Here is a 21,636-nt window from a genome sequence, read left to right as displayed (position 1 = left end):
CTCATCGTACGATCACGGCTGTGGGAGACTCGGCTCGTGTCGAGCCAGCTAGCCCACGAGGCCCCACAGCCACGGGAATCACCGTCCCTCGCCCAGCCGATCAGTGCGGGGATCGTCTCCGCACTCGTCGCGTTCACCAGTTCGTTCGTCGTCGTCCTCGCAGGACTCACGGCGGTCGGTGCGTCCCCGGCGCAGGCGTCCAGCGGACTCATGTCCGTCACCGTCCTCATGGGGGTGGGGACGGTCATCCTCGCGTGGTGGACGAAGATGCCGATCACCGTCGCGTGGTCGACGCCCGGCGCCGCGCTGCTCGTGACGACGGGGGCCGTCGAAGGCGGCTGGCCCGCCGCTGTGGGGGCGTTCCTGGTGGCCGGCGTGCTCATCGTCCTCACGGGGCTGGTGCCGCCGTTGGGTGCGCTCATCGCGCGGATCCCCACCTCGGTCGCGCAGGCGATGCTCGCGGGCGTGCTCCTGCAGCTGTGCCTGGGACCGATCACGGGAGCGGTCGCCAACCCTGCCGGTGTCGTTCCCGTCGTGCTCGTCTGGTTGGTGGGCGTGCGGTTCTTCCCGCGCTGGGCGGTGCCGGCTGCGTTCCTCGTGGCGGCCGCCGTCGTCGTGCTCCACGTCGTCACAACAGACGCCGAGCTCGATGTCGCCTCCGTCGTTCCCCGCCTCGAATTCGTCGCTCCCGAGTTCACCGTGCAGGCTGTCATCGGCCTGGCGCTGCCGCTGTACCTCGTGACCATGGCGTCCCAGAACGTCCCCGGGATGGCTGTCATGAAGGGGCTGGGCTATGACGTGCCGTGGGGCCGCGCGATCGTGCTCACCGGTGTGGGGTCGGTCGTTGCCGCGCCAGCAGGTGGGCACGGCATCAACCTCGCCGCGATCAGCGCAGCACTGACAGCAGGGCCCGAGGCGGGGCCGCACCGCGCCCGTCGCTGGATCGCGAGCGTGACCTCGGGGTTCCTCGCGATCCTCATCGGAATCGGGGCGGCGGCGTTCGGGACACTCGTCACTCTTGCACCCGAGGGTGTCATCATCGCCGTCGCGGGCCTCGCGCTGCTGGGGACGTTCGCGTCGTCGCTGAAGGCCTCGCTGGAGGACACCGCAGACCTCCTGCCGGCCGTCGTCACCTTCGCGGTCGTCGCGTCCGGCATCGCGATCGGGGGAGTGAGTTCCGCGTTCTGGGCACTGGTCGCGGGCCTGGTGGTGCGGGGTGTGCTGCGGGTGGGGCGTCGGGCGAACAGCTGAGAGTGGTCGGCGGAGGGCTGGGCGCACCGTAGTCTGAGGAGATGGACACCGCATACCAGTTCGCCTCACTTGCTGACGCGACGCAAGAGTTCGCCATCCCCCACGAGAACGATGCGGTGATCCGTGAGGTGACGACGCACGTGGGTATCGCCGCGTACCGGCCAGCCCGGACCTTCATCACGGCGGAAAGGGCGGGTGACGGCCCTGACCTGCACATTGCTTACGGGTGGACGAACGGCTTCACCGATGAGGACGAAGCACGTTCGGCGCTGGGCGATCTCGCATCGGAGGACGCTCCGCCGTGGCAGAGCGAGAGCCGGATCGGCCTCTGGGGGATCACACACCCCGTCAGCAGCGGGTACAAGAGCCACTCCCATGAGACCCGCACCGTCGAGCGTCAGCGACGCATCTGCGACACCTGCTTCACCGAGGTCCCGGAGACAAGAGGCTGTTCCAACTGCGAGGATTGACCCCACTGTCGTCCAGGGCCCCATGGTTCCCGCATGCCACTGGTCGACGGCGAGGGAGAAGCGCGCCACGGCAGTCTGACGCCTCGCGCTAACGATGACATCCGGCGCGAGGTGCGGCTGTTGTGATCGGCTTCCACCCAGCCACCCCACCCACGAGACACTTCTTCACCCAGATCACCAGCATGGATATGCTCGCGTCATGGGAACCCTCTGCATTCGGATGATGATGCCGCGTGCGTGACCCCAAAGCCCCCTCGACACCGGACGCCCCGCTCCCCACCACCCCGTGGGCCGTCGTCGTCGCCCTCTCCATCGCCGCGACCAGCGTGTCGTTCATGCAGACGCTCGTCGTCCCCATCCAGAACCACCTGCCGGAGCTGCTCGACTCCACCCGCAGCGCCACCGCCTGGGTGCTGACCGTCTCCCTTGTCGCCGCCGCGGTCACGACGCCGATCTCCGGACGCCTCGCCGACCTCTGGGGCAAACGCCGGATCCTCCTCGCCCTCGTCGCCCTCCTCATCCTCGGCTCCCTCATCGCCGCACTGTCGCAAGGCTTGTGGTGGCTGCTCGTCGGCCGAGCCCTCCAGGGCATCAGCATGGGCGTCATCGCCGTGGGCATCTCCATCCTGGGCGACCTGCCGGACCGCAAGCTCAGCGTCACCGGCATCGCGTTCGTGAGCGCCAGCCTGGGCTTCGGCGGAGCGCTCGGCCTGCCGCTCAGCGCGTGGATCGTCCAGGTGGGGGACTGGAAGACGCTCTTCTGGTCCACCGCCGCTCTCGGCGTCCTCAACCTCGCCATCGTGTGGCTCACCGTCCCGCACTCACCGGGCACGGGCCGCAGGGTCGACCTCATCGGTGCGTTCGGCCTCGGCGTCGGTCTGTCCGGCATCCTCATCGCGATCTCACAGGGCCCCGTCTGGGGCTGGACCTCACCTTTCACCGTGGGCGTCGTCGCAGCTGGCATCGTCGTCCTCGCGCTGTGGGTCGTCTTCGAGATGCGCATCGACGAACCGATCGTCGACCTGCGCCAGTTCTCCCGCCGCCCCGTCCTGCTCACCAACCTGGGTGCCGTCGCGCTGGGCTTCTCCTTCTTCGTCATGGAGGTCGCCTACCTGCAGATCCTCGAGCTGCCCGCGCACACGGAGGCGGGGCTGGGGCTCACGATGTTCGACGCGAGCATGGCACTGGTGCCGGCGTCGCTCGCGATGATGGCCGCCGCTCCCGTGGGGGCGCGGATCACCAATCGGTACGGGGCGCGCGTTTCCACGTGCGTGGGTGCGTTCGTGGGTGCGGCCGGCTACGGCGTCGCGTTCGTCTGGCACGACCAGGTGTGGCACTTCATCCTCGCCAGCACCGTGTCCTGCGTGGGGGTGGCGGTGGCGTATGCGGCGATCCCCACGCTCATCATCGCGGAGGTCCCGCGGGAGGCTACCGGTTCCGCGGTGGGGGTGAACGCGCTCATGCGCAGCATCGGCACCAGTTCCGGTGCGACGGTCACCGGGATGGTGCTCGCCTCCCAGGTCGTGAACGTCGACGGCGCCGAGGTTCCGGTCCTCTCCGCCTTCCTCACCACCTTCGCGGCCGGTGCCGTCGCTGCGCTGGTGTGCGTAGTGCTCGTGTGGCTGTCCACGGGCCCCACCCGCCGTCTGCAAAACGCGCCTTGATACAGTCGATGTAGTTGAGGGTTGAAATACACCCGGGTTCTCGCCGACATCGATCGGCGATTTTTTGTTGCCGCCGCCCACTGGCGGGTGTCTATCTTTCGGAGGTTGTGTGTTCTGCAGGAATCGAGTCGTCGACATGACGCTGCGCTACGTCGTCCTGGGGCTCGGTCTGAGTCTCATGTCGATCGGCATCGCCTTCTCGATCCGCAGTGACCTCGGCACCACGCCGATCTCCAGCCTGCCGTACGTGGTGAGCGAGCTGACGCCCCTGAGCGTCGGTACGCTCATGATCCTCATGAACCTCGTCTTCGTCGCCCTGCAGATCCTCGTCCTCCGCAGGCGGTTCAAGCCGGTGCAGCTGCTGCAGATCCCCGTGGTGGTGGTGTTCGGCCTCCTCAATGACGCCGCGCTGTGGCTCCTGCGGGACGTCACCTACTCCACGTACTGGCAGCAGTGGCTGCTGGTGGCGATCGGCATCGTGGTCGTGGGCGTCGGCGTGGCCTTCCAGGTGAAGGCACAGGCTGTTCCACTGGCGGGCGAAGGGCTGATCCTCGCGCTCAGCGACACGCTCATCCGACGGTTCGGAGTGAAGCGGCCTCTGCTGTTCGGCGCGATGAAGGTGCAGTTCGACACGACGCTGGTCCTCGTCTCCGTCGCGATCGCCCTGATCTTCACCCACGGGCTCGCCGGAGTGCGAGAGGGCACCGTGGCCGCCGCGATCGGCGTGGGCTTCGTCGTGCAGCTGACCATCCGGCTGCTCGAGCCCGTCAGCTCCGTGGAGAAGGCGAACGCCCGCCTGGTCGCCACCAGCGAGGCGTGAGCTCGCGTCGGGTGAGCGTGGAACCCCGTAGGATTCCACGCGCCGATCTGCAACTGAATATCCACAAGGATCCTTGATCTTCGTTACGCTGGGGAGCAGTGGCCACTTCTGTGGGCGCGTTCTATGAAGGAGGTAACCATGAAGATCTGGATTCCCGGCGGGATCATCGGACTGATCATCATCGTGGCGATCATCGCCATGCTGACCTGACCCAGGTGCTGCGTCCGCCGTGGGCAGTGTGCTCACGGCGGACGCGGTGAACCAGCGACACGCGTGTCACCCGATCGCAGCGACGTGCGTCACAGGCTCTTGAACATCCGTGCAGCCCCGGCTCACCGGCCGCGCGACTCGTGGCAGAATCTCTCGGAGCATCGTGTGACGGATGGAGGGACGGCTGTGGTCGGGAAGACGCAGGACGAGGCGCCGCAGACCGGCGACCTGGCCAGCGTGGAGCGTATCCGCTCCGCTGCTCTGCGCCTGTTCGCGACCCAGGGGGTCGCTGCGACCCCGCTGCGCGCCGTTGCCGCCGAGGCCCGGGTCACCGTCGGTCTCATTCCCCACCATTTCGGGTCCAAGAACGGGCTGCGGGACGACCTGGAGCGGTGGATCGTCCGCCAGTTCGCTGACGCGATCGAGCGTGCGAAGGACAACGCGGGGGAGAAGGGCGCTACTGCGCACGACCGCCAGGTGGAGGTCGTCGCGATGCTGGAGCAGACGCCCCACATCCAGGACTACATGCGGCGGGAATTCCTCCACCCGTACCCCGGTGGCACGCTGCTGCGTCAGCTCACGGAGCTCGTGTCCGACAGCGTGGACGACATGCGGGCTCACGGCCTGGCTTATTCGGACCGTGATCGCACGGATCAGATCGTCGCGGCGATGGTGCGGCAGCTGGGGACGCTGTTCGTCCAGCCGATGGTCGACCAGGTGATCGACACGTTGCCGCCCAGCCAGAGGCCCTCGTCCACCCCGAAGCTCATCGTGGAGATGCGTAGGCCTGACTGAGAGCTCGGAGTTGTCGTAAGCCTCGGAGCCCGCTGAGCCTCCCGCTCAGCTGAAGCTGCACCTCACCTGAACCCCGCCCAACAACGCTCCTTAGCTCACGAGCGCCTGTCCGATGACGAACAGTGCACCCAGGACGGCGACGCCTGCGGCGAGTGCGTGCAGGGCGCGGGTGCTCGCCCTCTTGATGACGATCGACGACAGGGCGATGCCCACGATCATGAACGGAGCCCAGGCCGCGGCGTATGCCACGTGGGTGAGGGTGAGCTGACGGCCGATCGCCAGGCCGGTGAGCGACATGAGGCTGCCAACGACGAAGTACGCGCTGATGGTCGCCCGCGCGGCGGAGGCTTCCACGGATCGCATGACGAGGGCGATGGGTGGACCGCCGATGCCTGTCGACGTGCCGAACAGTCCGGAGAACAATCCCGCGACGACCACGTTCCGGCGGTGCGGAGCAGGCTTCCAGCCGATGAGGCTGAACGCGACACCGATGAGGACGATCGAGGCGAGTGTCAGTGACAGGCCGGTCTGGGAGAACGTGGCCACCGCGATCGTGCCGGCGATGATTCCTGGGATCCGGCCGATGGATCCCCAGAGCACCATCGACCAGTCGACGTTGTGGCGCTCCCTCAAGAATGCGAAGACGGAGATGTTGATCGCCAACAGGATGATCGTCGTAGGGATGAGATCTGGCCGGACCAGGACGAGCAGGGGAGCGGCGATCATGCCCAGCCCGAACCCGATGGACCCCTGCAGGCAGGAAGCGCAGAGCACGACGAGCCCGATGACGACGAACTCGATCACAGTGTGTGCTCCTTGCATGGCACACGACTGACGCGCACCGGATGGATGACCACACGATACGCGTCAGTCGGGTGACTGCTCACCCCGGCAGGCTGCTCACTCAGGGCGGTGTGGCAGGAAGACGTCTTCGTAGATCTTGGTCGCGTAGGGGAGGAAGTCATAGTCGTCCGGTGAGTACCAGTCGCCGATCGACTGCAGGTCCCCACCGTCGGCGTATCCCATCTCATCAGCGACGGACATCCACGATTCTCCGATCGCCTCTGGGTCGCTGGCGATCGCTTGAGTGATCGTTTCCGAATCACCGGTGTCGACGATCGCACCGGCCTGTGAGTCCCGGATCGTGTTCTGTACCTCGTCCGGGAGCGCGGTGATCGTCCCGCCGTTCTCGTTCGCCTGCTCTACCGCCATAACATTCGAATCCGCGAGGTGCTGGTTCCACAGGGCGAAGTAGTCGGGTTGCGCGTCGAAGACGATCTGCTGATACGCCAACGGAAGGTTGGAAAACCCGGTGCCTCCCAGGTGGGCGGCGGCAGCGCGGCCGGCGAACGATCCTTCGGTGAGGTAGCTGATGTTGGGCGCGACGGTTGTGACACCGAAGACCGCCGCCGAGCCGAGCTGTGTCATCGTGCAGTCGATTGTGTTCCGCTGCAGCGCTTCGAACGCTTCGACGTACTCGAGGGAGACGGGGTTCGCTCCCATGTCGCGCACTGCGGCTTCGCTGTCCTGCGTGCCGATCCGGATCTGTCGCGACTGCCAGTCGTCCGCCGTGGAGTTCTCTGCGTTCTGAGGATTGCAGACGAAGAAGAAGTCGCCGCTGTTCACCTGAGGTGTGAGTGGTACGAGCCCCTTGTCCTCGAACTCCTGGAGCACCGCGTCGTTCTCCCACGCCAACTGGCTGAGCATGGCGTTCGTGGCCATCTCCCCGACGAGAGGCGATGTCGGGGCCAGCTGTGAGAAGCTCATGAGCTCGTTGTAGGCCGGGAACTCGGAAGGGAGATAGGCCGGCACCGTGTGGGCGATGTCGACCCGCCCATCAGATAGTGCGTCGATCACCTCCGTGTATGAGGCGATGGCCTGCCCGTAGACGATCTCGACCTCGATCTGTCCATTGGATCGTTCTTCGATCGCCTCCTTGTACGCGAGCGCAGAAGGCGCGCCGGTGTCGTCGGGTGAGCTAGATGCCGGTTGATACACGAGCGTCACCGGGTCCAGGTCCGCGATGACCTCGTTGACCTCGTCCTGAATGGCACCATATTCGAAGCCTTCTCCCGCCTCGCCAGATGCGGAAGCCCCGATGCTTCCGGCACATCCTGCGGTGAGGGCGAGGATGCCGATCGCGGTGAACGCGATCGGTATCGTGCGCCAGGGTGTTGTCATTCTGCACTCCTTGTCATGAGTGGTTTTGCGTCTGCATGGAAAGGCCCAGCGCTTCGGTCCAGAGGACGGAAACGGTGCGGATGAGCTCCGCACGTCCTTCCTCGGTGGCGTACGCGGGGTCCTTCTCGTCGACGTAGATGTTGAAGCAGAGACGGCTCACCATCGACGACAGCGCTTTCGACACCAGCTGGGGGTCCAGGGTGGAGTTGACGAAGCCTTGGTCCTGGAGTTTGCCGATCGATCGCGCATTGCGTGCGATGAAGGCGTTCGACCGGTCCTTCCGGACCTTTTTGATGCTCGGGTCCACGTGGGACACCTGCTCCATCACGGCCATGAGGTCCGCGTTCTCGCAGTAGGAGTCGATGTACTCCTTGTTGGCGCGGTGGATCCGCTCGACGGGGTCGACGTCCGTGTCGCTGGTGTGTGGAGTGCGGAGGACATTCTGCTGCGCGTGTTCAATGACGGCGGCGAGGATGTCTTCGCGGTTGCGGAAGTACGTATAGAGGGTGCCGGTCGAGCATCCCACGCGGTCTGTGATGTCGGAGAGCCGACTGTTGAAGTACCCGTGTTCGGCGAACACCTGACGTGCGGCAGTCACCAACTGGGCGCGGGTCCGCTGCCCTTTCGATGAATGCTCAGGGCGGGTGGAAGCCTGTGAGGAGTTCTCGACTCTAGGGGTTGCACTGGTCACGGGAGAGCCGCCTCTGTTCTAGATGCGAGGTCAGGTCACGAGCAGGGTCAGCCCACACCCGACCAAATCTGACGTCAATGTCAGATTCTGTCTTTGAGCATGCCCGCCCGTTCTGCCCCTGTCAACAACTGGAAGCCCACTAGAAGGGCGACAGCCTCGCGATCGACCCCACGTCCTCTTAAAACACCTGGAGGCGCCCCCTCAAGGGGACGCCTCCAGTCGCTTCACACGCAGCGGCGTGCGGCTATGTCACTTCCCGTGCGGTACGACGACAGCGCGAGCGGACAGTTCGCCCGCCTGCAGCTTGCGGTAGGCGTCGAGCCCGTCCTCCAGGCTGAACTGCTCCACCTCGGGGTGGATCTGGCCGGCGCGGTACATGTCGACGACCTCGTGGAGTTCTTCGATCGTTCCCCAGTACGTGTTGGTGAGCGTCGCCTCGTAGGGGTTCGTGAAGAACGACCATTCGAACGTGCCACCGGCGATGCCGACGATCGTGCAGCGACCCTTGTACGCTATCGACTTCGCGGCCACGCTGATCGTCGCAGACGCACCCACGAAGTCGAACGCTGCGTCCACACCCTTGCCGCCGGTGAGCTCGCGGATCTTCTCGACCTGGTCGGGCCCGCCCGGGACGGTGAGGGCGCCGACGGCTTCAGCCTTCGCCATCGCGTCGTCCTTCATGTCCGTCGCGATGACTGTTGCGCCGGTCAGCGCCGTGAGCATCTGCACGCCGATCTGTCCCAGGCCGCCCAGCCCGATGACCAGAGCGTGCTTGCCACCGCCTGCAAGGTTCGGCAGCGACTCCTTGATCGCGTGGTACGGGGTGAGACCGGCGTCCGACAGGGGTGCCGCGGCGATCGGATCCGCGTCGCCCAGGGGCACCAGGTTGCGGGCGGGCACGGTCACGTACTCGGCCATGCCGCCGTCGCGGCCCAGTCCCACACCTGCGTATGGGTTCGTCGCCGCGTTCTCGCAGTACGTGTCCTGCCCACGGGAGCACGCGCGGCAGCGTCCGCAGCCGATGGGCCCGTAGACCAGGTAGGCGTCGCCCTTCTGGAAGCCGGACACGCCTTCACCCAGCTCCTCGATCCATCCGGAGTTCTCGTGGCCCAGAACGAACGGGGGCCGGAAGGCGACGGGGCTGTCCGCCGTGAACTCGTCGTAGATCGACACGTCCGAATGGCACGCTCCCGCGCCTGCCACCTTGAGGAGCACATCGCCGGGGCCGGGAGTCGGCTTGTCGACGTCCTTGAGCGTGGGGAAGGTCTTGAAGTCCTCGAAAACTATCGCGCGCATCGAACTGCCTTTCACAGAGAAAGCACGATCAGAAGATCCGTGCAAGACCCACCCTAGGAACCACAAGCGGGTGCGCATAAGGGCATGTGGGGGACGCCACAATGGGCCGAACAGCAGTGCTGGTTTGGGCGTCACCGGTGTCCGTCGATACCGGTGGCACGCTCCTCCCCACTAGGGTGAGGGCATGGCGACTCACTCCACCTCTTCCCACGACGACACGCGGATCGCTGTCCTCATCGATTGCGACAACGTGTCCTCCACTCACACGGGGGCGGTGCTCGAAGAGCTGGCCGCTTACGGCACCCCCACCATCAAGCGCGCGTATGGCGACTGGACGACGACGCAGCTGTCCGGGTGGAAGAAGGAGCTCAACCGGTGGGCGATCCAGCCGGTGCAGCAGTTCGCGTACACGACGGGGAAGAACTCCACGGACTCGGCGCTCATCATCGATGCGATGGACCTGCTGTGGATGGGGAACGTGGAGGCGTTCGCGATCGTCTCCTCCGACTCGGATTTCACCCGGCTCGCCACTCGTCTGCGCGAATCGGGGAAGAAGGTCATCGGCCTGGGTCGCCGCCGCACACCTGTCTCGCTGCGGAACGCCGTCGACCAGTTCATCTACCTCGAGCTGCTGGGCAGCGACGACGACACCGCCGAGGTGGAGGAGACTCCGAAGACCCGCGAACCCGCCAAGACCGCTGAGGCGAAGACTCCTGCGGGCGGCAAAACCTCCAGCAGCAAGAGCGCCAAGAGCGATGCCGCGAAGACTGACACTCGTGAAGCCACCAGCGACAGCAGGAGCGGGTATGCCGTCACCTTCTCCCACGAGGGTGTGGACGAGGACGATGCGGACTCGGCGGACGGGCAGGACGACGGCGGCCGCTCCGGCGGAAGCGGAACCGCGTCGCGCATCAACTTGCAGAGTGCTCTGACGAAGGCGATCAACGCCACCAGTGGTGACGACGGGTGGGCCTCCCTGAGTCTGCTGGGACAGCACCTCAACCGGACTCATGCTGATTTCGACCCACGCGACTTCGGCCACCGGAAGCTGAGCGACCTGATCACCGAACAGGCCTACCTGGACCACCGCACGGACTCGGGGCAGATGCATGTGCGCCTGCGGAAGCGCTCGGGCGGCAAGCGGTCCTGATGGAGGTCCTGGATTTCGGCGGGTACGTCCTCGTCGTCGTCGCTGCCTTCCTGTTCCTCGCGCTGCAGTCGTGGCTCGCCGCTGTGGTCGTCCGCCGAGTGCTGGGCGTCCCCACCGGCTGGCCCCGCACCATCGCGGTCGGTCTGGTGATGAGCGGCGTCATGGCGCTGACAGTGCAGTACCTGTTCCGTGCGGCGACGGGCCAGAACCCGGGCGGCCTGGAGGTCGCACCGCCGATCGCCGCGATGTTCCTCGTGCTGGCCACCTGCTGGATCTTCGCCCTGGGGGTCGGTGCCCTCGTCGTCATCGAAGTCGCCGTGCCCACCGGTTCGCTGCCGACCGTGCGGTCCGTCCTGTTCGGCTGGAAGGCCCGCAACCGCCGAGGCCGCCGCTACTCCGAAGTCATCGCCATCGCCGTGCGCCACGGCTTGGGGTCGCAGATCCGCGGGTTCGGCCGCAGCAGCGACCGCCCCGACCGTCAGCGGAAGACGGCGCGTGCTCTGCGTGATTCGCTGAGCGAAGCGGGCGTCACCTTCGTGAAGATGGGGCAGATGCTCTCGACCCGCCGGGACATCCTTCCGGCGGTGTTCGTCGAGGAGCTCGAGAGCCTGCAGACCAGCGTGGCACCGGAACCGTGGGAGGTCATCGAACCGGCCCTGGCGGACAGGGTGGGCGGAGACCTCGACGCGGTCTTTCGTCAGGTGAACTCGACGCCCCTGGCGGCGGCTTCGGTCGCGCAGGTGCACGAGGCGACGCTCCTGGATGGGACGCAGGTGATCGTGAAGATCCAGCGGCCCAAGGCACTCGAACAGGTGACCCGGGACCTCGACATCATCCTCCGACTGGCCCGCTGGCTGGAACGCACCACCGTGTGGGGGCGGAATCTGGGGGTCCACGGGCTGGCGCTCGGTTTCGCGGAATCCCTCGAGGAGGAGCTGGACTACCGCATCGAGCTGGACAACATGCGCAGCATCGAAGCGTCCCTCCAGGACATCGGGAAGCACTCGGTGTCCGTCCCGCACGCGTATGCGGAACTGTCCGGTGAGCGGCTGCTGGTCATGGAGAAGCTGCCCGGCGGTCCCGTGTCGTCTGCCAGCACTCAGCTGGAGGGGCTGTCCGCGACGAAGCGCAGCGAGCTGGCCGCGGATCTGCTGGGTGTGACGCTGGAGCAGATCATCACCGTGGGGGTGTTCCACGCGGATCTGCACCCCGGCAACATCTTCATCACCCCGGACGGCTCGCTGGGGCTGCTGGACTTCGGCTCTGTGGGTCGTCTGGATCCGGGGACCCAGAGGTCGGTGGGGATGATGCTCTACGCGATCGACAAGAACGACACCGCCGGGGCGACGGATGCGCTCATCGAGCTGCTCGACCGACCCGATGATCTGAACGAGCGGGCAGTGGAACGCGCTGTGGGGGAGCTCATCACCCGCTATCGGCACGGCGGACGGTCCATCAGCGGCGCGAAGATGTTCGACGACCTCTTCTCACTGGTGCTGGGCCACGGCTTCTCCGTCCCCGCCCAGATCGGTGCGGCTTTCCGCGCGCTGGCCACGGTCGAAGGGACACTGAGCGTCATCGATCCGGACTTCGACGTCGTCGAGGTCGCACGGGAACAGGGCGGCCGTCTCATGAAGGACAGGTTCGCCACGACCAACATCAAGGACGCGCTGCAGCACCGGGTCGTCTCACTCCTGCCGGCGCTTGAGCGCCTGCCGCGACGGGTGGACAAGATCAGTGAGGACCTGGAGCAGGGGCGGTTCTCGATGAACGTGCGGATGCTCGCAAACCCCTCCGACCGTGTCTTCCTCACCAACCTGTTCCAGCAGATGATCATCGCAGTGCTGGCCGGTGCCGCTGTGCTGGGTGCGATCATGCTCATCATCAGTGACGCGGGCCCGCTGCTGGCAGCCGGTATCCACCTGTACACCTTCTTCGGATTCGTCCTGCTGTTCGGAGGCTTCGTCTTGAGCATGCGGGCACTCATGCTCGTATTCGCGCGTCAGCCAGGCAACGGAGCCAGCGATCGCAGAGGCTGACAGGCACAACGATCCCCGCACGTCGAAGAGTGCGGGGATCGTTGTGCCTGTCAGGAGAGAATGGTCAGCGAAGTGCTGATAAGCCTGCTGGCGATCAGCGCGGAGCCATGCGGATCGCGCCGTCCAGACGGATGACCTCACCGTTGAGCATGCGGTTCGTGACGATCTGACCGGCGAGCTCCGCGTACTCCGACGGGTTGCCCAGACGCGACGGGAACGGCACCTGCTGGCCCAGGGAAGCCTGTGCGGCCTCGGGCAGGCCGGCCATCATCGGGGTGAGGAACAGTCCGGGGGCGATCGTGACGACACGGATGCCGGAGCTTGCGAGGTCGCGGGCGATGGGCAGGGTCATGCCGACGACGCCGCCCTTGGACGCGGAGTAGGCGGCCTGGCCGATCTGCCCGTCGTAGGCGGCGACGGAGGCGGTGTTGATGATGACGCCGCGTTCGCCGTCCTCACCGGGCTCGTTCTTCTGCATCGCGGCAGCGGCCAGCCGGATGACGTTGAAGGTGCCGATGAGGTTGACCTGGATGACCTTCGTGAAGTCGCCGAGGTCGTGGGCGCCCTGCTTGCCCACCGTCTTCTGGGCGACGCCGATCCCGGCACAGTTGACGACGCCGGCCAGCGTGCCGTCTGCGTTGGCCTGGTCGACGAGGGCCTGGACGCTGTCTTCGTTCGTGACGTCCGTCTGGACGAAGGTGGCGCCTTCGGGTGCTTCACCCTTGACGTCGGCGACGATGACGCGAGCGCCGCGTTCGATGAACGCAGCGGTCGTTGCGGCCCCCAGCCCGGAGGCCCCGCCAGTGACGATGAAGGTCTTGTCCTTGAACTGCATGCGTGTGTCCTCGATCCCGGCGTGCGCCGTTGCGTGTGGGTACAGCCACAGTTCTAGCGCAGACTTAACAATCGTTCAACATTGGGGGTTCACGAGAAGCACGACACGCTTCCCCACAGCGCCTACGAGTGCGTGCCCGGGCGGTGGGTCTATCGTGTTCACCAGTACAAGGCCGCACCGGAAGACGGTCACTAGACTCCCGCGTGAGGTGGGAAGGGGAGCCTGGTGGAGCTGGGAGATGAGCAACCCCAGCCGGTAATAGAGCCGCTGGGCCTTCGACTTGTGCGGTCCGACTGGATGAGGCCGGGAGCGTCCCGTACTCCTGAGTGTTGGTGCTCCGCATGGGCGCGCGTCCTGCCGGCGCCGCTAAGACGGCGCTTCCGGTAGGACGGTGAGTAGACGCTGCTCCGCCTCCCTGTCGCTCGACTTGTGGGTAGGGAGGATGTCTGTGGCTGGTCAGCCACGGAGCCAATGACTTCTCGGTGATTGCGGAAGGTCGCGATTAGCAGCTCGTCGCTCTCAGCCCGTGCCGTGACGTCGGGGAAGAGCTGCTTCCGAGGCATCGTCGGTTTGGTTGGCTCTCCGCGACCGAATCTCAAGAGTGTTAACTGGCCGAGTCTGTTTCACTTGCCGGGACGGGGCTCGCGGATGTGCGACGCGCGCGGGAGAGATCGCCTCCGTCGTCTACAACTGCGGCTCGGGTAGGAGTCCGACGGCCCGCTCGTTGGCGAGCACGAGGACGTGACCTGGGTCGTCATCCGGTAGTTTGGCAGCAGCCCGCGCGACGGAGAAATTGGTGCGGATGGTGGACGGAAGGGCGGTGTCGATGATCGCCACGGATTCCTCCGGGTCCGTCTGCGGCCGTACCGCGCAGTGTGCGGCGCGTCGTCCTGCAGATGACGTCAGCACGAGCGACCGACCTCGGTTGCGCGGTCTTGGGGGAGTGGACGTTTATGGGTTCGTCCTCGGTTGCCCCGGCGTTTGCAGCACTGCGACCGTTACATCGGCGAGGAGCTACTTCGCCAGATGACGGAGACGCCGTGAATCTGTTGGTAGCAGCGAACACACTCGCGGCGTTCGTCCATGTCCAGAGGGAGCAGTCTATGATCTGCGAGCCAGGTGCCGTTGAAGAAGATGCTCGAATAGTTGCGTCCGGAGTCAATGGAGCGAGATGACGTCATCGGCGCTCAAAGTCTGTACAAGTAGGACTCTAGAAGTGTGTGTTCGGTGCCAGCAGACTTATCCAAAAACAGGCTTTCCTCACGGGCTGTGCGCCAGGACGCTAGCACTGAATCCCGATCGCTCTCCCGGATGAACTCGTCGATGACCTTTGCATTGAGGATCGAGGCCCAGAAATCTATTCTGGCATCTCTATGGACGGTGCGGCTGGCACATTCGACGAACTTGGGCGCTCAATTTTAGCCATAATTGACGGCACATCGGAATCTGCCGAAATGACGTGGATACTGAGCTGGCTCAGGCACTAGAGGCTCGCACCCGTGCCGTTGACCGTGGCGCTCGTTTCGAAATGATCGGCGGTGGCATCCCCTTCTGACAATTACTGCGAACTTGTCGCGTATTCCCTCGCCCCAGGGACCGTCTTTTTGTCCCCTCCTCGCTGGGGCGCGAAGATGCTCTGAGCCGTCTCGACACGGATCAGCTCTTGTTGCTTCGCTGGGAGGTTAGCAATGAACGGCTCAAGCGCAGTAAGTGTCAGCTGGACCTGGCGCGCCGCACGCTCCTCCTTTCGATGCTGGCCCGATTCTTGGAGGAGCAGATACCCGAGTGCGGCGGCTCCCGCAGGGGCACCTACCTTTTGCACGACGACCTGCCACCAGTCGAGGTTCGTGCCGATTCCAAAGAACGACAGGCTCGCGGCGGCCAGGAATGCAACGGCAGCGATCGACAGTGCGACCACGGCCCCGATTCGCCATCGGTTCGCCGCGAGTGACTGTTCGTTTGCGTACCGCCCGTAGTCCGTCGCGGTTGCGTTCACGCCGACGGCGGAAAGGACCTGGCGCGATTCCTCTTCATATTGCTCCATCGCTGCAACGTGCGCCTGAAGTTGCCCGTCGCTCGACGAAAGGCGCTCCTTCCACTCTTGGGAGAGCTCCTCTTGAAGCTTCATGAACGCCTCCTGATGGGAGGTGAGGGCGCTGTCGAGGCGCGTCTTCTGCTGCTCAATCGTCCCATCAGCCTCGTCCAGTGCCTCATCCAGCTCCTCAAACTTCGTCTTTAGCTCGGTTGACATCTCCTCGAGAGTGGTGGCGTGCTCCGCACGCTTCTCCGACAGATCGGACTGGTGCTGTTCAAGTGACGCTGTGGCGGTCGCCTTGATTTGCTCCACCTCGGCAGTCAGCTCGGTGAGCCGTTCGTTGATGACTTCATTGAGAGACGCGAGCGATCCTACAATCTGAGTCACTTGCGAGTTCAATCCTCGAATGCTTGTCGACCCGGTTGCTGGCCACGACCTGACATACTGTGCGAGTTGAGTAAAGAGCGATGGCTGATTTTGGTTGGGTCGCTTTACGAACACCGAGGGAAGGTTGTCTGGAATTGCAGAGAGGATCGATTCCAGGCATTTGTTAACTGACGTCAGGTGAGGGCTAGTGAGGGCAGGGTGAGGACTGTCCGAATGCCCGGCGATCTGGGTCAGCATTGCCCGCAGTTGTAGTGCGTCGTCATCAATCCCCTCGTCAGCTATCTCCACGAGCGCAGTGAGCGCCTCATCCACAGTCGTCCAGAGCTCGTGCTCTCGGTACGATTCTTCCCACGTCATCAAGAGACTCCTGCATTTTCTGCGGCCGTCGAACGGCACGCTACCGTATCGCCGTTCGAAGGATGACGAACAGGCCTACCGCATAGTATCGAGGGGGAGGCGGTCCGCAGTGAGGCGAGTGCAGCGGCGCGACCAGGGTCGGTTCACGGGTGCTTCTAGGTAGCTAAACTCCGTCGCGTTTCGCAGTAGATTAGCCCCTGCGGTGTCCCTATGGTGGTTTCAAACAACTGTAGGGGAGGCGGGGCCTCGTGGAGTGAGCGCTATGCGTTTCGGGGTTAGGCGTTTTGAGGCCGCGCCGGATGCTATGCAGCGATCGTGATTGCAGGCGGAACCTTTGGTGTCGCGGTTGACGTAGCTCGCTAGCGTTTGTCTGAGCCTGGAGTGGCTGCAGGATCATGACCAGCGACACTCACGTCGCAGTTTTACTCTCTGATTCGGTTCTGAAGCATAATGGCGGGTATGACTGCGGTGGCTTTTGACGAGGTGTTCGACCGGCTGTACTTCTCAGCGACGAGCGAGGCAGATAAGGGGTCGAAGTTCGAGTCGTTGCTCGAGTCGTATTTGCAGACGGAGCCGAAGTACGCGGATCAGTTCTCTCGCGTGTGGCGGTGGCAGGACTGGCCCGGACGTGCTGGCCGCGTCGACACCGGCATCGATCTCGTTGCCGAAGACCGGTACACAGGCGAGTTGGTCGCGATCCAAGCGAAGTTCTACGATCCCGAACGGGCGCTACAGAAGTCTCATATCGATTCTTTCTTCACCGAGCTGGGCAAGGCACCGTTCTCACGCGGCATGATCATCACTTCCACGGACACCTGGTCAAGCCACGCCGAGGCAGCACTCGCAGACCAGACGAAGGAAGTCCAGCGGGTGCGGCTGCGTGATTTCGCAGAATCCACGATCGACTGGTCGGTGTTCGATTTCGATCAGCCTTCACAGCTGGTCGCGAAGCCGGGTAAGCAGCCGCGGAAGTATCAGCGCGAAGCCATCGACGACGTGATCACCGGGTTCGAGGGTCATGATCGGGGCAAGCTGATCATGGCGTGTGGCACTGGTAAGACGTTCACGGCGCTGTCCCTGGTTGAGGAATATGTTCCAGTCGGTGGGTCGGTGCTGTTCCTGGTCCCCTCGATCGCACTGTTGCAGCAGACGCTGAATGAGTGGACGGCACAGGCGAACATGCCCCTGCGACCCTTTGCGGTCTGTTCGGACACCTCGGTGGGACGGAAGCAGAACGAAGATGTCTCCGCCCACGATCTGGGGTTTCCCGCGACGACGGATCCGGACAAACTCGCAGCGCGATTCGCGATCAGCACCGGGGCAGAGGCCATTTCGGTGGTGTTCTCCACCTACCAGTCGATCGATGTGATCCACCAGGCCCAGCAACAGGGGCTGCCAGGCTTCGATCTGGTCATCTGCGATGAGGCCCACCGGACCACGGGGATCTCGCAGCCGGGGGCGGATGATTCCGCGTTCGTACGCGTGCACAACAACGATTTCATTCAGGCATCCAAGCGTCTTTACATGACCGCGACACCGCGGATCTATGTCGAGGATTCCAAGAACAAGGCCGCCCAGGACGGTGTGGCGGTCTACTCGATGGATGATGAGGCGACGTACGGGCCCCAGTTCCATCACCTGGGGTTCGGCCGCGCAGTCGAGCTGGGACACCTCTCGGATTATAAGGTGCTCATCCTCGCCGTCGATGAAGGCTCTGTCGCTTCGTCCTTCCAGCAGCTTCTGTCCGAAGACGGAGACCTCAACCTCGATGACGTGGCCCGCATCGTCGGCTGCTGGAATGGTCTGTCCAAGCGGGGAGTCAACGACACGCGCCTGTCGATCACGGACGATTCTCCGATGCGCCGGGCAGTCGCCTTCGCCCGCAACATCAAAGAGTCCAAGGCCATCGCGGAGCAGTTCGAGAAAGTTGGCCGCGAGCTCCTCGTCAACCGCAAGGACGGCCACTCGCTGTTGGAGATGCAGGCCCAGCACGTCGACGGGACCTTCAACGTGCTGGAACGCTCCAAGCGTCTCGACTGGCTGCAGGAGTCGACAGAGGCAGATGTCTGCCGGATTCTTACGAACGCGAAGTGCCTCACCGAAGGTGTCGACGTCCCCAGCCTCGATTCCGTCCTGTTCCTCAATCCCCGCAATTCCCAGGTCGACGTCGTCCAGGCCGTCGGTCGGGTCATGCGCAAGGCGCCGGGCAAGGAGTACGGGTACGTGATCCTGCCGATCGCAGTCCCTGCGACTCAGGACCCGGAGACGGCGCTGAATGACAACAAGAAGTACAAGGTCGTCTGGGACGTCCTCCAAGCGCTGCGGGCTCATGATGACCGGTTCGAGGCGATGATCAACAAGATCGACCTCGATAAGAAGGCCAACACCACCGTTGACGTCATCGGCATCGGTACCGACGGTGAAGAGGCTGGCACGGGCGACTCGGCGAGCAGTGAAGGCTCAGCCGAAGCGTTGTTCTCGATGGTCAACGCCACCGACTGGGAGAACGCGATCTTCGCCCGCATGGTGAAGAAGGTGGGCGATCGTCGCTATTGGGAAGACTGGGCGGCCGATGTCAAAGAGATCGCCGACCGCCAGACTGCGCGTATCACCAGCATCGTGACCGATGACGAGAACCCGCAGATCCGGGCGCGGTTCGAGGAGTTCGTCACCGGGCTGCGCGGGAACCTCAACGACGGGATCAGTGAAGCGGATGCCGTGGACATGCTGGTGCAGCACCTGATCACGAAGCCCGTCTTCGACGCCTTGTTCGAGGACTATGACTTCACTGCCCACAACCCGGTCTCGAAGGTGATGGACGCGATGCTGGCCGCGCTCTCTGAGTTCCACGTTGAGACGGAGACGGAGACGCTCGAGGACTTCTACCGGTCCGTGCGAATCCGTGCAGAGGGCATCAGCAGTGCCGAGGGCAAGCAGAAGATCATCACCGAACTCTACGAACGGTTCTTCAAACTCGCCTTCCCCAAGACCGCCGAATCCCTCGGCATCGTCTACACACCTCTCGAGGTCGTCGATTTCATCCTCCGCTGCGTCAACGAGGCTCTCGGTGAACATTTCGGGACGAGCCTGTCGGCTGAAGGGGTGCATGTGCTGGACCCCTTCACCGGAACAGGTACGTTCATCACGCGCCTGCTGCAGTCGGGCCTGATTGAACCGGCTGATCTGGCCAGGAAATACGCGAACGAGCTCCACGCGAACGAGATCCTGCTGATGGCCTACTACATCGCCGCGATCAACATCGAAGCGACCTTCCACGGGATCCAGCGCGAGAACGCCGAAACCGCCGGCCAAGACCCCGACGCGGTCGGCTACGTACCGTTCGAAGGTGTGGTGCTGACCGATACGTTCCAGATGACCGAGGACGGTGACACGCTGGATACTCGCGTGTTCACCAGCAACAGCGACCGGGCTGTAGCGCAGAACGATCTCGATATCCGCGTGATCATCGGCAACCCGCCCTACTCCGTGGGCCAGACCAGCGGCAACGACAACAACGCCAACCAGTCCTACCCCACCCTGGATGAGTCGATCCGCACCACCTATGCGGCACGATCAACGGCGACGAACAAGAATTCGCTGTATGACTCCTATATCCGCGCCATCCGGTGGGCCTCGAACCGGATCCTGCCATCCGCCAACGGTGGGGCCGTCTGCTATGTCTCCAATGGTGGTTACATCGATGGCAACACCGCCGACGGACTCCGCAAGACACTGACCGACGAGTTCCACGACATCTACATCTACAACCTCCGCGGCAACGCTCGTACCGCCGGAGAGCTTCGCCGAAAGGAGAAGGACAACGTCTTTGGTGAAGGAGGCAGAACCACCATTGCACTCATGCTGTTGGTGAAACGGCCCGGGGCGGTGGAGTCTTGCCGGCTGCACTACAAGGACATCGGGGATTACCTCGACCGGAAGACCAAACTCGGCATTCTCGAAACCAATAGCCTGACTACTGTCGACTGGGAGACGCTCACTCCCAATACATACGGAGACTGGATCAACCAGCGCGACCCCCATTACGAGACCTACCCCCTCATCGCCGACAAGAAAGACAAGACCGGAAAGACCTTCTTTTCTGCTTATGGGCGAGGGCTGGAGACGGGTCGGGATGCGTGGGTCTACAACAGCTCCAGCGAAAAGGTCAGCGCCAACGCTGCGCGCATGATCAAGTTCTACAACAGCGAGATCGACCGCTGGGAGGACGCCGGGCGCCCCGAACCAGTCGAGAACTTCATCAATACTGACCCCACGAAGATCAGCTGGTCCTCAAGTCTCAAGAGCCGCTTCTCCGCAGGACATCACATTCAGCTGGACGACAATGCAATTCGCCCCGCTTTGTACCGGCCATTCAACAAACAACACCTGACAGCCCACCCGCCAATCCTGCACCGACCTGCGCTGTTGCAACGAGACTTCCCCGCTCCCGAGACCGAAAACATCGGATTTTACGTGGTCGGCCCGGGGAACGATAAGCCGTTCTCCACAATCAGTACTGATCAGGTTCCGGATCTATCGTTCTGGGGGTCAGGGCAGGGTCAGTTCTTTGCCCGATACTCCTACACACCCCCGGAAGAGGCCAGTCTATTCGAAGCTCCTCAGCGCCAGGACAACATCACCGATTGGGCACTCGCACAGTACAGGGACGCCTATGGCAGTGACGTGTCGAAGGACGACCTCTTCTTCTACGTTTACGGACTCCTCCACTCCGAGGAGTACCGCACCCGGTACGCAGCCGAACTGAAGAAGTCCCTCCCCCGTATCCCCCAAGTCCCCAGCAGAGACTGCTTCGATGTCTTCGTCTCGGCAGGCCGGAAGCTCGCCGACCTGCACATCGACTATGAGAATACGGACCCGTATCCGCTGACAGAGGTGATCTCCGCGGTCGCGCCGGCAGATGAGTACGAGCGGTTCGCGGTCACGAAGATGAAATACGGCGGCAAGTCAGGCGCCTGGGACAAGTCGACCATCCGCTACAACCCCTACATCACCCTGGAAGGCATCCCAGAAGAGGCACAACGGTACATGCTCGGCTCCAGATCGGGTCTGGACTGGATCCTCGAGCGCTACCAAATCAAGACCGACAATGCCTCACGGATCGTCAACGATCCCAACGGCTGGTCTCGCGAACACGAGCAGCCGCGCTACATAATCGACCTCATCGCTCGAGTGACCACTCTCAGTATCGATACGATGAGCATCATCGACGACCTGCCAGATCTCGGTCTCGACTGACCAGCGCTGGTCGCTGATCGTCGCGGGGTCGGACGCAACCGTCTCTGTCAGGGGCTATCGGCACAGTGCTGCTTGCTGTTTGCAGGCTGGCGTGGTCGAGTTTCTTTAGGTCGTGGCGCGAAGGCAGTGATTACGCTCTTCGTAACTGAGGGTTTAGCGCCCTCGCAGTAGGCATGGGCTCGTCGCTACAGGGATGGAC

The 21,636-nt window shown here is 63.9% G+C and carries 15 protein-coding genes; 8 read left to right on the top strand and 7 right to left on the bottom strand.

Annotated features, from left to right (window positions below):
- Positions 1-36 precede the first annotated feature (36 nt).
- The 5 genes from JFC09_RS09980 to JFC09_RS09960 all read left to right on the top strand — a co-directional run bounded on the left by JFC09_RS09980 (position 37) and on the right by JFC09_RS09960 (position 5,210).
- The gene (locus tag JFC09_RS09980) at positions 37-1,251 is read left to right on the top strand and encodes a benzoate/H(+) symporter BenE family transporter (protein ID WP_332839727.1); all 1,215 of its coding nucleotides are present in this window, start codon (positions 37-39) and stop codon (positions 1,249-1,251) included.
- 41 nt (positions 1,252-1,292) lie between these two features.
- Entirely contained in the window at positions 1,293-1,721 is a 429-nt protein-coding gene (locus tag JFC09_RS09975; RefSeq protein ID WP_198393861.1) for a hypothetical protein, read from the top strand.
- Positions 1,722-1,954: 233 nt separating this feature from the next.
- Positions 1,955-3,385 (top strand): MFS transporter, encoded by a 1,431-nt coding sequence (locus JFC09_RS09970; protein WP_198393860.1) that lies wholly within the window; start codon positions 1,955-1,957, stop codon positions 3,383-3,385.
- 136 nt (positions 3,386-3,521) lie between these two features.
- Entirely contained in the window at positions 3,522-4,205 is a 684-nt protein-coding gene (locus JFC09_RS09965) for a YczE/YyaS/YitT family protein (protein ID WP_198393859.1), read from the top strand.
- A gap of 396 nt (positions 4,206-4,601) precedes the next feature.
- Entirely contained in the window at positions 4,602-5,210 is a 609-nt protein-coding gene (locus JFC09_RS09960; protein ID WP_198393858.1) for a TetR/AcrR family transcriptional regulator, read from the top strand.
- A gap of 90 nt (positions 5,211-5,300) precedes the next feature.
- On the opposite strand, the gene JFC09_RS09955 is transcribed toward JFC09_RS09960, so the two are convergent.
- The 4 genes from JFC09_RS09955 to JFC09_RS09940 all read right to left on the bottom strand — a co-directional run bounded on the left by JFC09_RS09955 (position 5,301) and on the right by JFC09_RS09940 (position 9,378).
- The gene (locus JFC09_RS09955) at positions 5,301-6,014 is read right to left on the bottom strand and encodes a sulfite exporter TauE/SafE family protein (protein ID WP_198393857.1); all 714 of its coding nucleotides are present in this window, start codon (positions 6,012-6,014) and stop codon (positions 5,301-5,303) included.
- Positions 6,015-6,110: 96 nt separating this feature from the next.
- The gene (dctP, locus tag JFC09_RS09950; protein WP_198393856.1) at positions 6,111-7,391 is read right to left on the bottom strand and encodes a TRAP transporter substrate-binding protein DctP; all 1,281 of its coding nucleotides are present in this window, start codon (positions 7,389-7,391) and stop codon (positions 6,111-6,113) included.
- 13 nt (positions 7,392-7,404) lie between these two features.
- Entirely contained in the window at positions 7,405-7,989 is a 585-nt protein-coding gene (locus JFC09_RS09945) for a TetR/AcrR family transcriptional regulator (protein WP_198393855.1), read from the bottom strand.
- Between the two features lie 342 nt (positions 7,990-8,331).
- Positions 8,332-9,378 (bottom strand): NAD(P)-dependent alcohol dehydrogenase, encoded by a 1,047-nt coding sequence (locus JFC09_RS09940; RefSeq protein WP_198393854.1) that lies wholly within the window; start codon positions 9,376-9,378, stop codon positions 8,332-8,334.
- A gap of 184 nt (positions 9,379-9,562) precedes the next feature.
- Between JFC09_RS09940 and JFC09_RS09935 the strand changes: the two genes are divergently transcribed.
- Together JFC09_RS09935 and JFC09_RS09930 are read left to right on the top strand one after the other, a co-directional pair.
- Entirely contained in the window at positions 9,563-10,528 is a 966-nt protein-coding gene (locus tag JFC09_RS09935) for an NYN domain-containing protein (protein ID WP_198393853.1), read from the top strand.
- The gene (locus JFC09_RS09930; RefSeq protein WP_198393852.1) at positions 10,528-12,567 is read left to right on the top strand and encodes an ABC1 kinase family protein; all 2,040 of its coding nucleotides are present in this window, start codon (positions 10,528-10,530) and stop codon (positions 12,565-12,567) included. The genes JFC09_RS09935 and JFC09_RS09930 overlap by 1 nt, the downstream gene beginning before the upstream one ends.
- A 94-nt stretch (positions 12,568-12,661) precedes the next feature.
- Here JFC09_RS09930 and JFC09_RS09925 read toward each other — a convergent pair whose 3' ends face one another.
- The 3 genes from JFC09_RS09925 to JFC09_RS09915 form a co-directional block, all read right to left on the bottom strand.
- Positions 12,662-13,402, bottom strand: a complete 741-nt coding sequence (locus tag JFC09_RS09925) for a 3-hydroxyacyl-CoA dehydrogenase (protein WP_198393851.1) — start codon at positions 13,400-13,402, stop codon at positions 12,662-12,664.
- A 684-nt stretch (positions 13,403-14,086) separates the two neighbouring features.
- On the bottom strand, positions 14,087-14,239 hold the full coding sequence (locus JFC09_RS09920) for a hypothetical protein (RefSeq protein ID WP_198393850.1): 153 nt from the start codon (positions 14,237-14,239) through the stop codon (positions 14,087-14,089).
- A gap of 721 nt (positions 14,240-14,960) precedes the next feature.
- Positions 14,961-16,181 (bottom strand): coiled-coil domain-containing protein, encoded by a 1,221-nt coding sequence (locus JFC09_RS09915; RefSeq protein ID WP_198393849.1) that lies wholly within the window; start codon positions 16,179-16,181, stop codon positions 14,961-14,963.
- A 459-nt stretch (positions 16,182-16,640) separates the two neighbouring features.
- Here JFC09_RS09915 and JFC09_RS09910 point away from each other — a divergent pair, with 459 nt between their 5' ends.
- Positions 16,641-21,437, top strand: a complete 4,797-nt coding sequence (locus tag JFC09_RS09910) for a DEAD/DEAH box helicase (RefSeq protein ID WP_198393848.1) — start codon at positions 16,641-16,643, stop codon at positions 21,435-21,437.
- The last annotated feature ends 199 nt before the right edge of the window (positions 21,438-21,636 follow it).

The sequence above is a fragment of the Brevibacterium yomogidense genome (assembly GCF_016107685.1).
GTDB lineage: Bacteria > Actinomycetota > Actinomycetes > Actinomycetales > Brevibacteriaceae > Brevibacterium > Brevibacterium yomogidense.
Note: the sequence above shows the minus strand (reverse complement) of the source record. Positions and strands in the feature narration are given on the sequence as shown.

What these genes read in the sequence shown, in the direction of transcription:
- JFC09_RS09975 (WP_198393861.1), top strand. Translation starts at nt 1,293, where the DNA reads ATGGACACCGCATACCAGTTCGCCTCACTTGCTGACGCGACGCAAGAG.
- JFC09_RS09965 (WP_198393859.1), top strand. Translation starts at nt 3,522, where the DNA reads ATGACGCTGCGCTACGTCGTCCTGGGGCTCGGTCTGAGTCTCATGTCG.
- dctP (WP_198393856.1), bottom strand. Translation starts at nt 7,391, where the DNA reads ATGACAACACCCTGGCGCACGATACCGATCGCGTTCACCGCGATCGGC.
- JFC09_RS09940 (WP_198393854.1), bottom strand. Translation starts at nt 9,378, where the DNA reads ATGCGCGCGATAGTTTTCGAGGACTTCAAGACCTTCCCCACGCTCAAG.
- JFC09_RS09935 (WP_198393853.1), top strand. Translation starts at nt 9,563, where the DNA reads ATGGCGACTCACTCCACCTCTTCCCACGACGACACGCGGATCGCTGTC.
- JFC09_RS09930 (WP_198393852.1), top strand. Translation starts at nt 10,528, where the DNA reads ATGGAGGTCCTGGATTTCGGCGGGTACGTCCTCGTCGTCGTCGCTGCC.
- JFC09_RS09925 (WP_198393851.1), bottom strand. Translation starts at nt 13,402, where the DNA reads ATGCAGTTCAAGGACAAGACCTTCATCGTCACTGGCGGGGCCTCCGGG.
- JFC09_RS09915 (WP_198393849.1), bottom strand. Translation starts at nt 16,181, where the DNA reads ATGACGTGGGAAGAATCGTACCGAGAGCACGAGCTCTGGACGACTGTG.
- JFC09_RS09910 (WP_198393848.1), top strand. Translation starts at nt 16,641, where the DNA reads ATGACTGCGGTGGCTTTTGACGAGGTGTTCGACCGGCTGTACTTCTCA.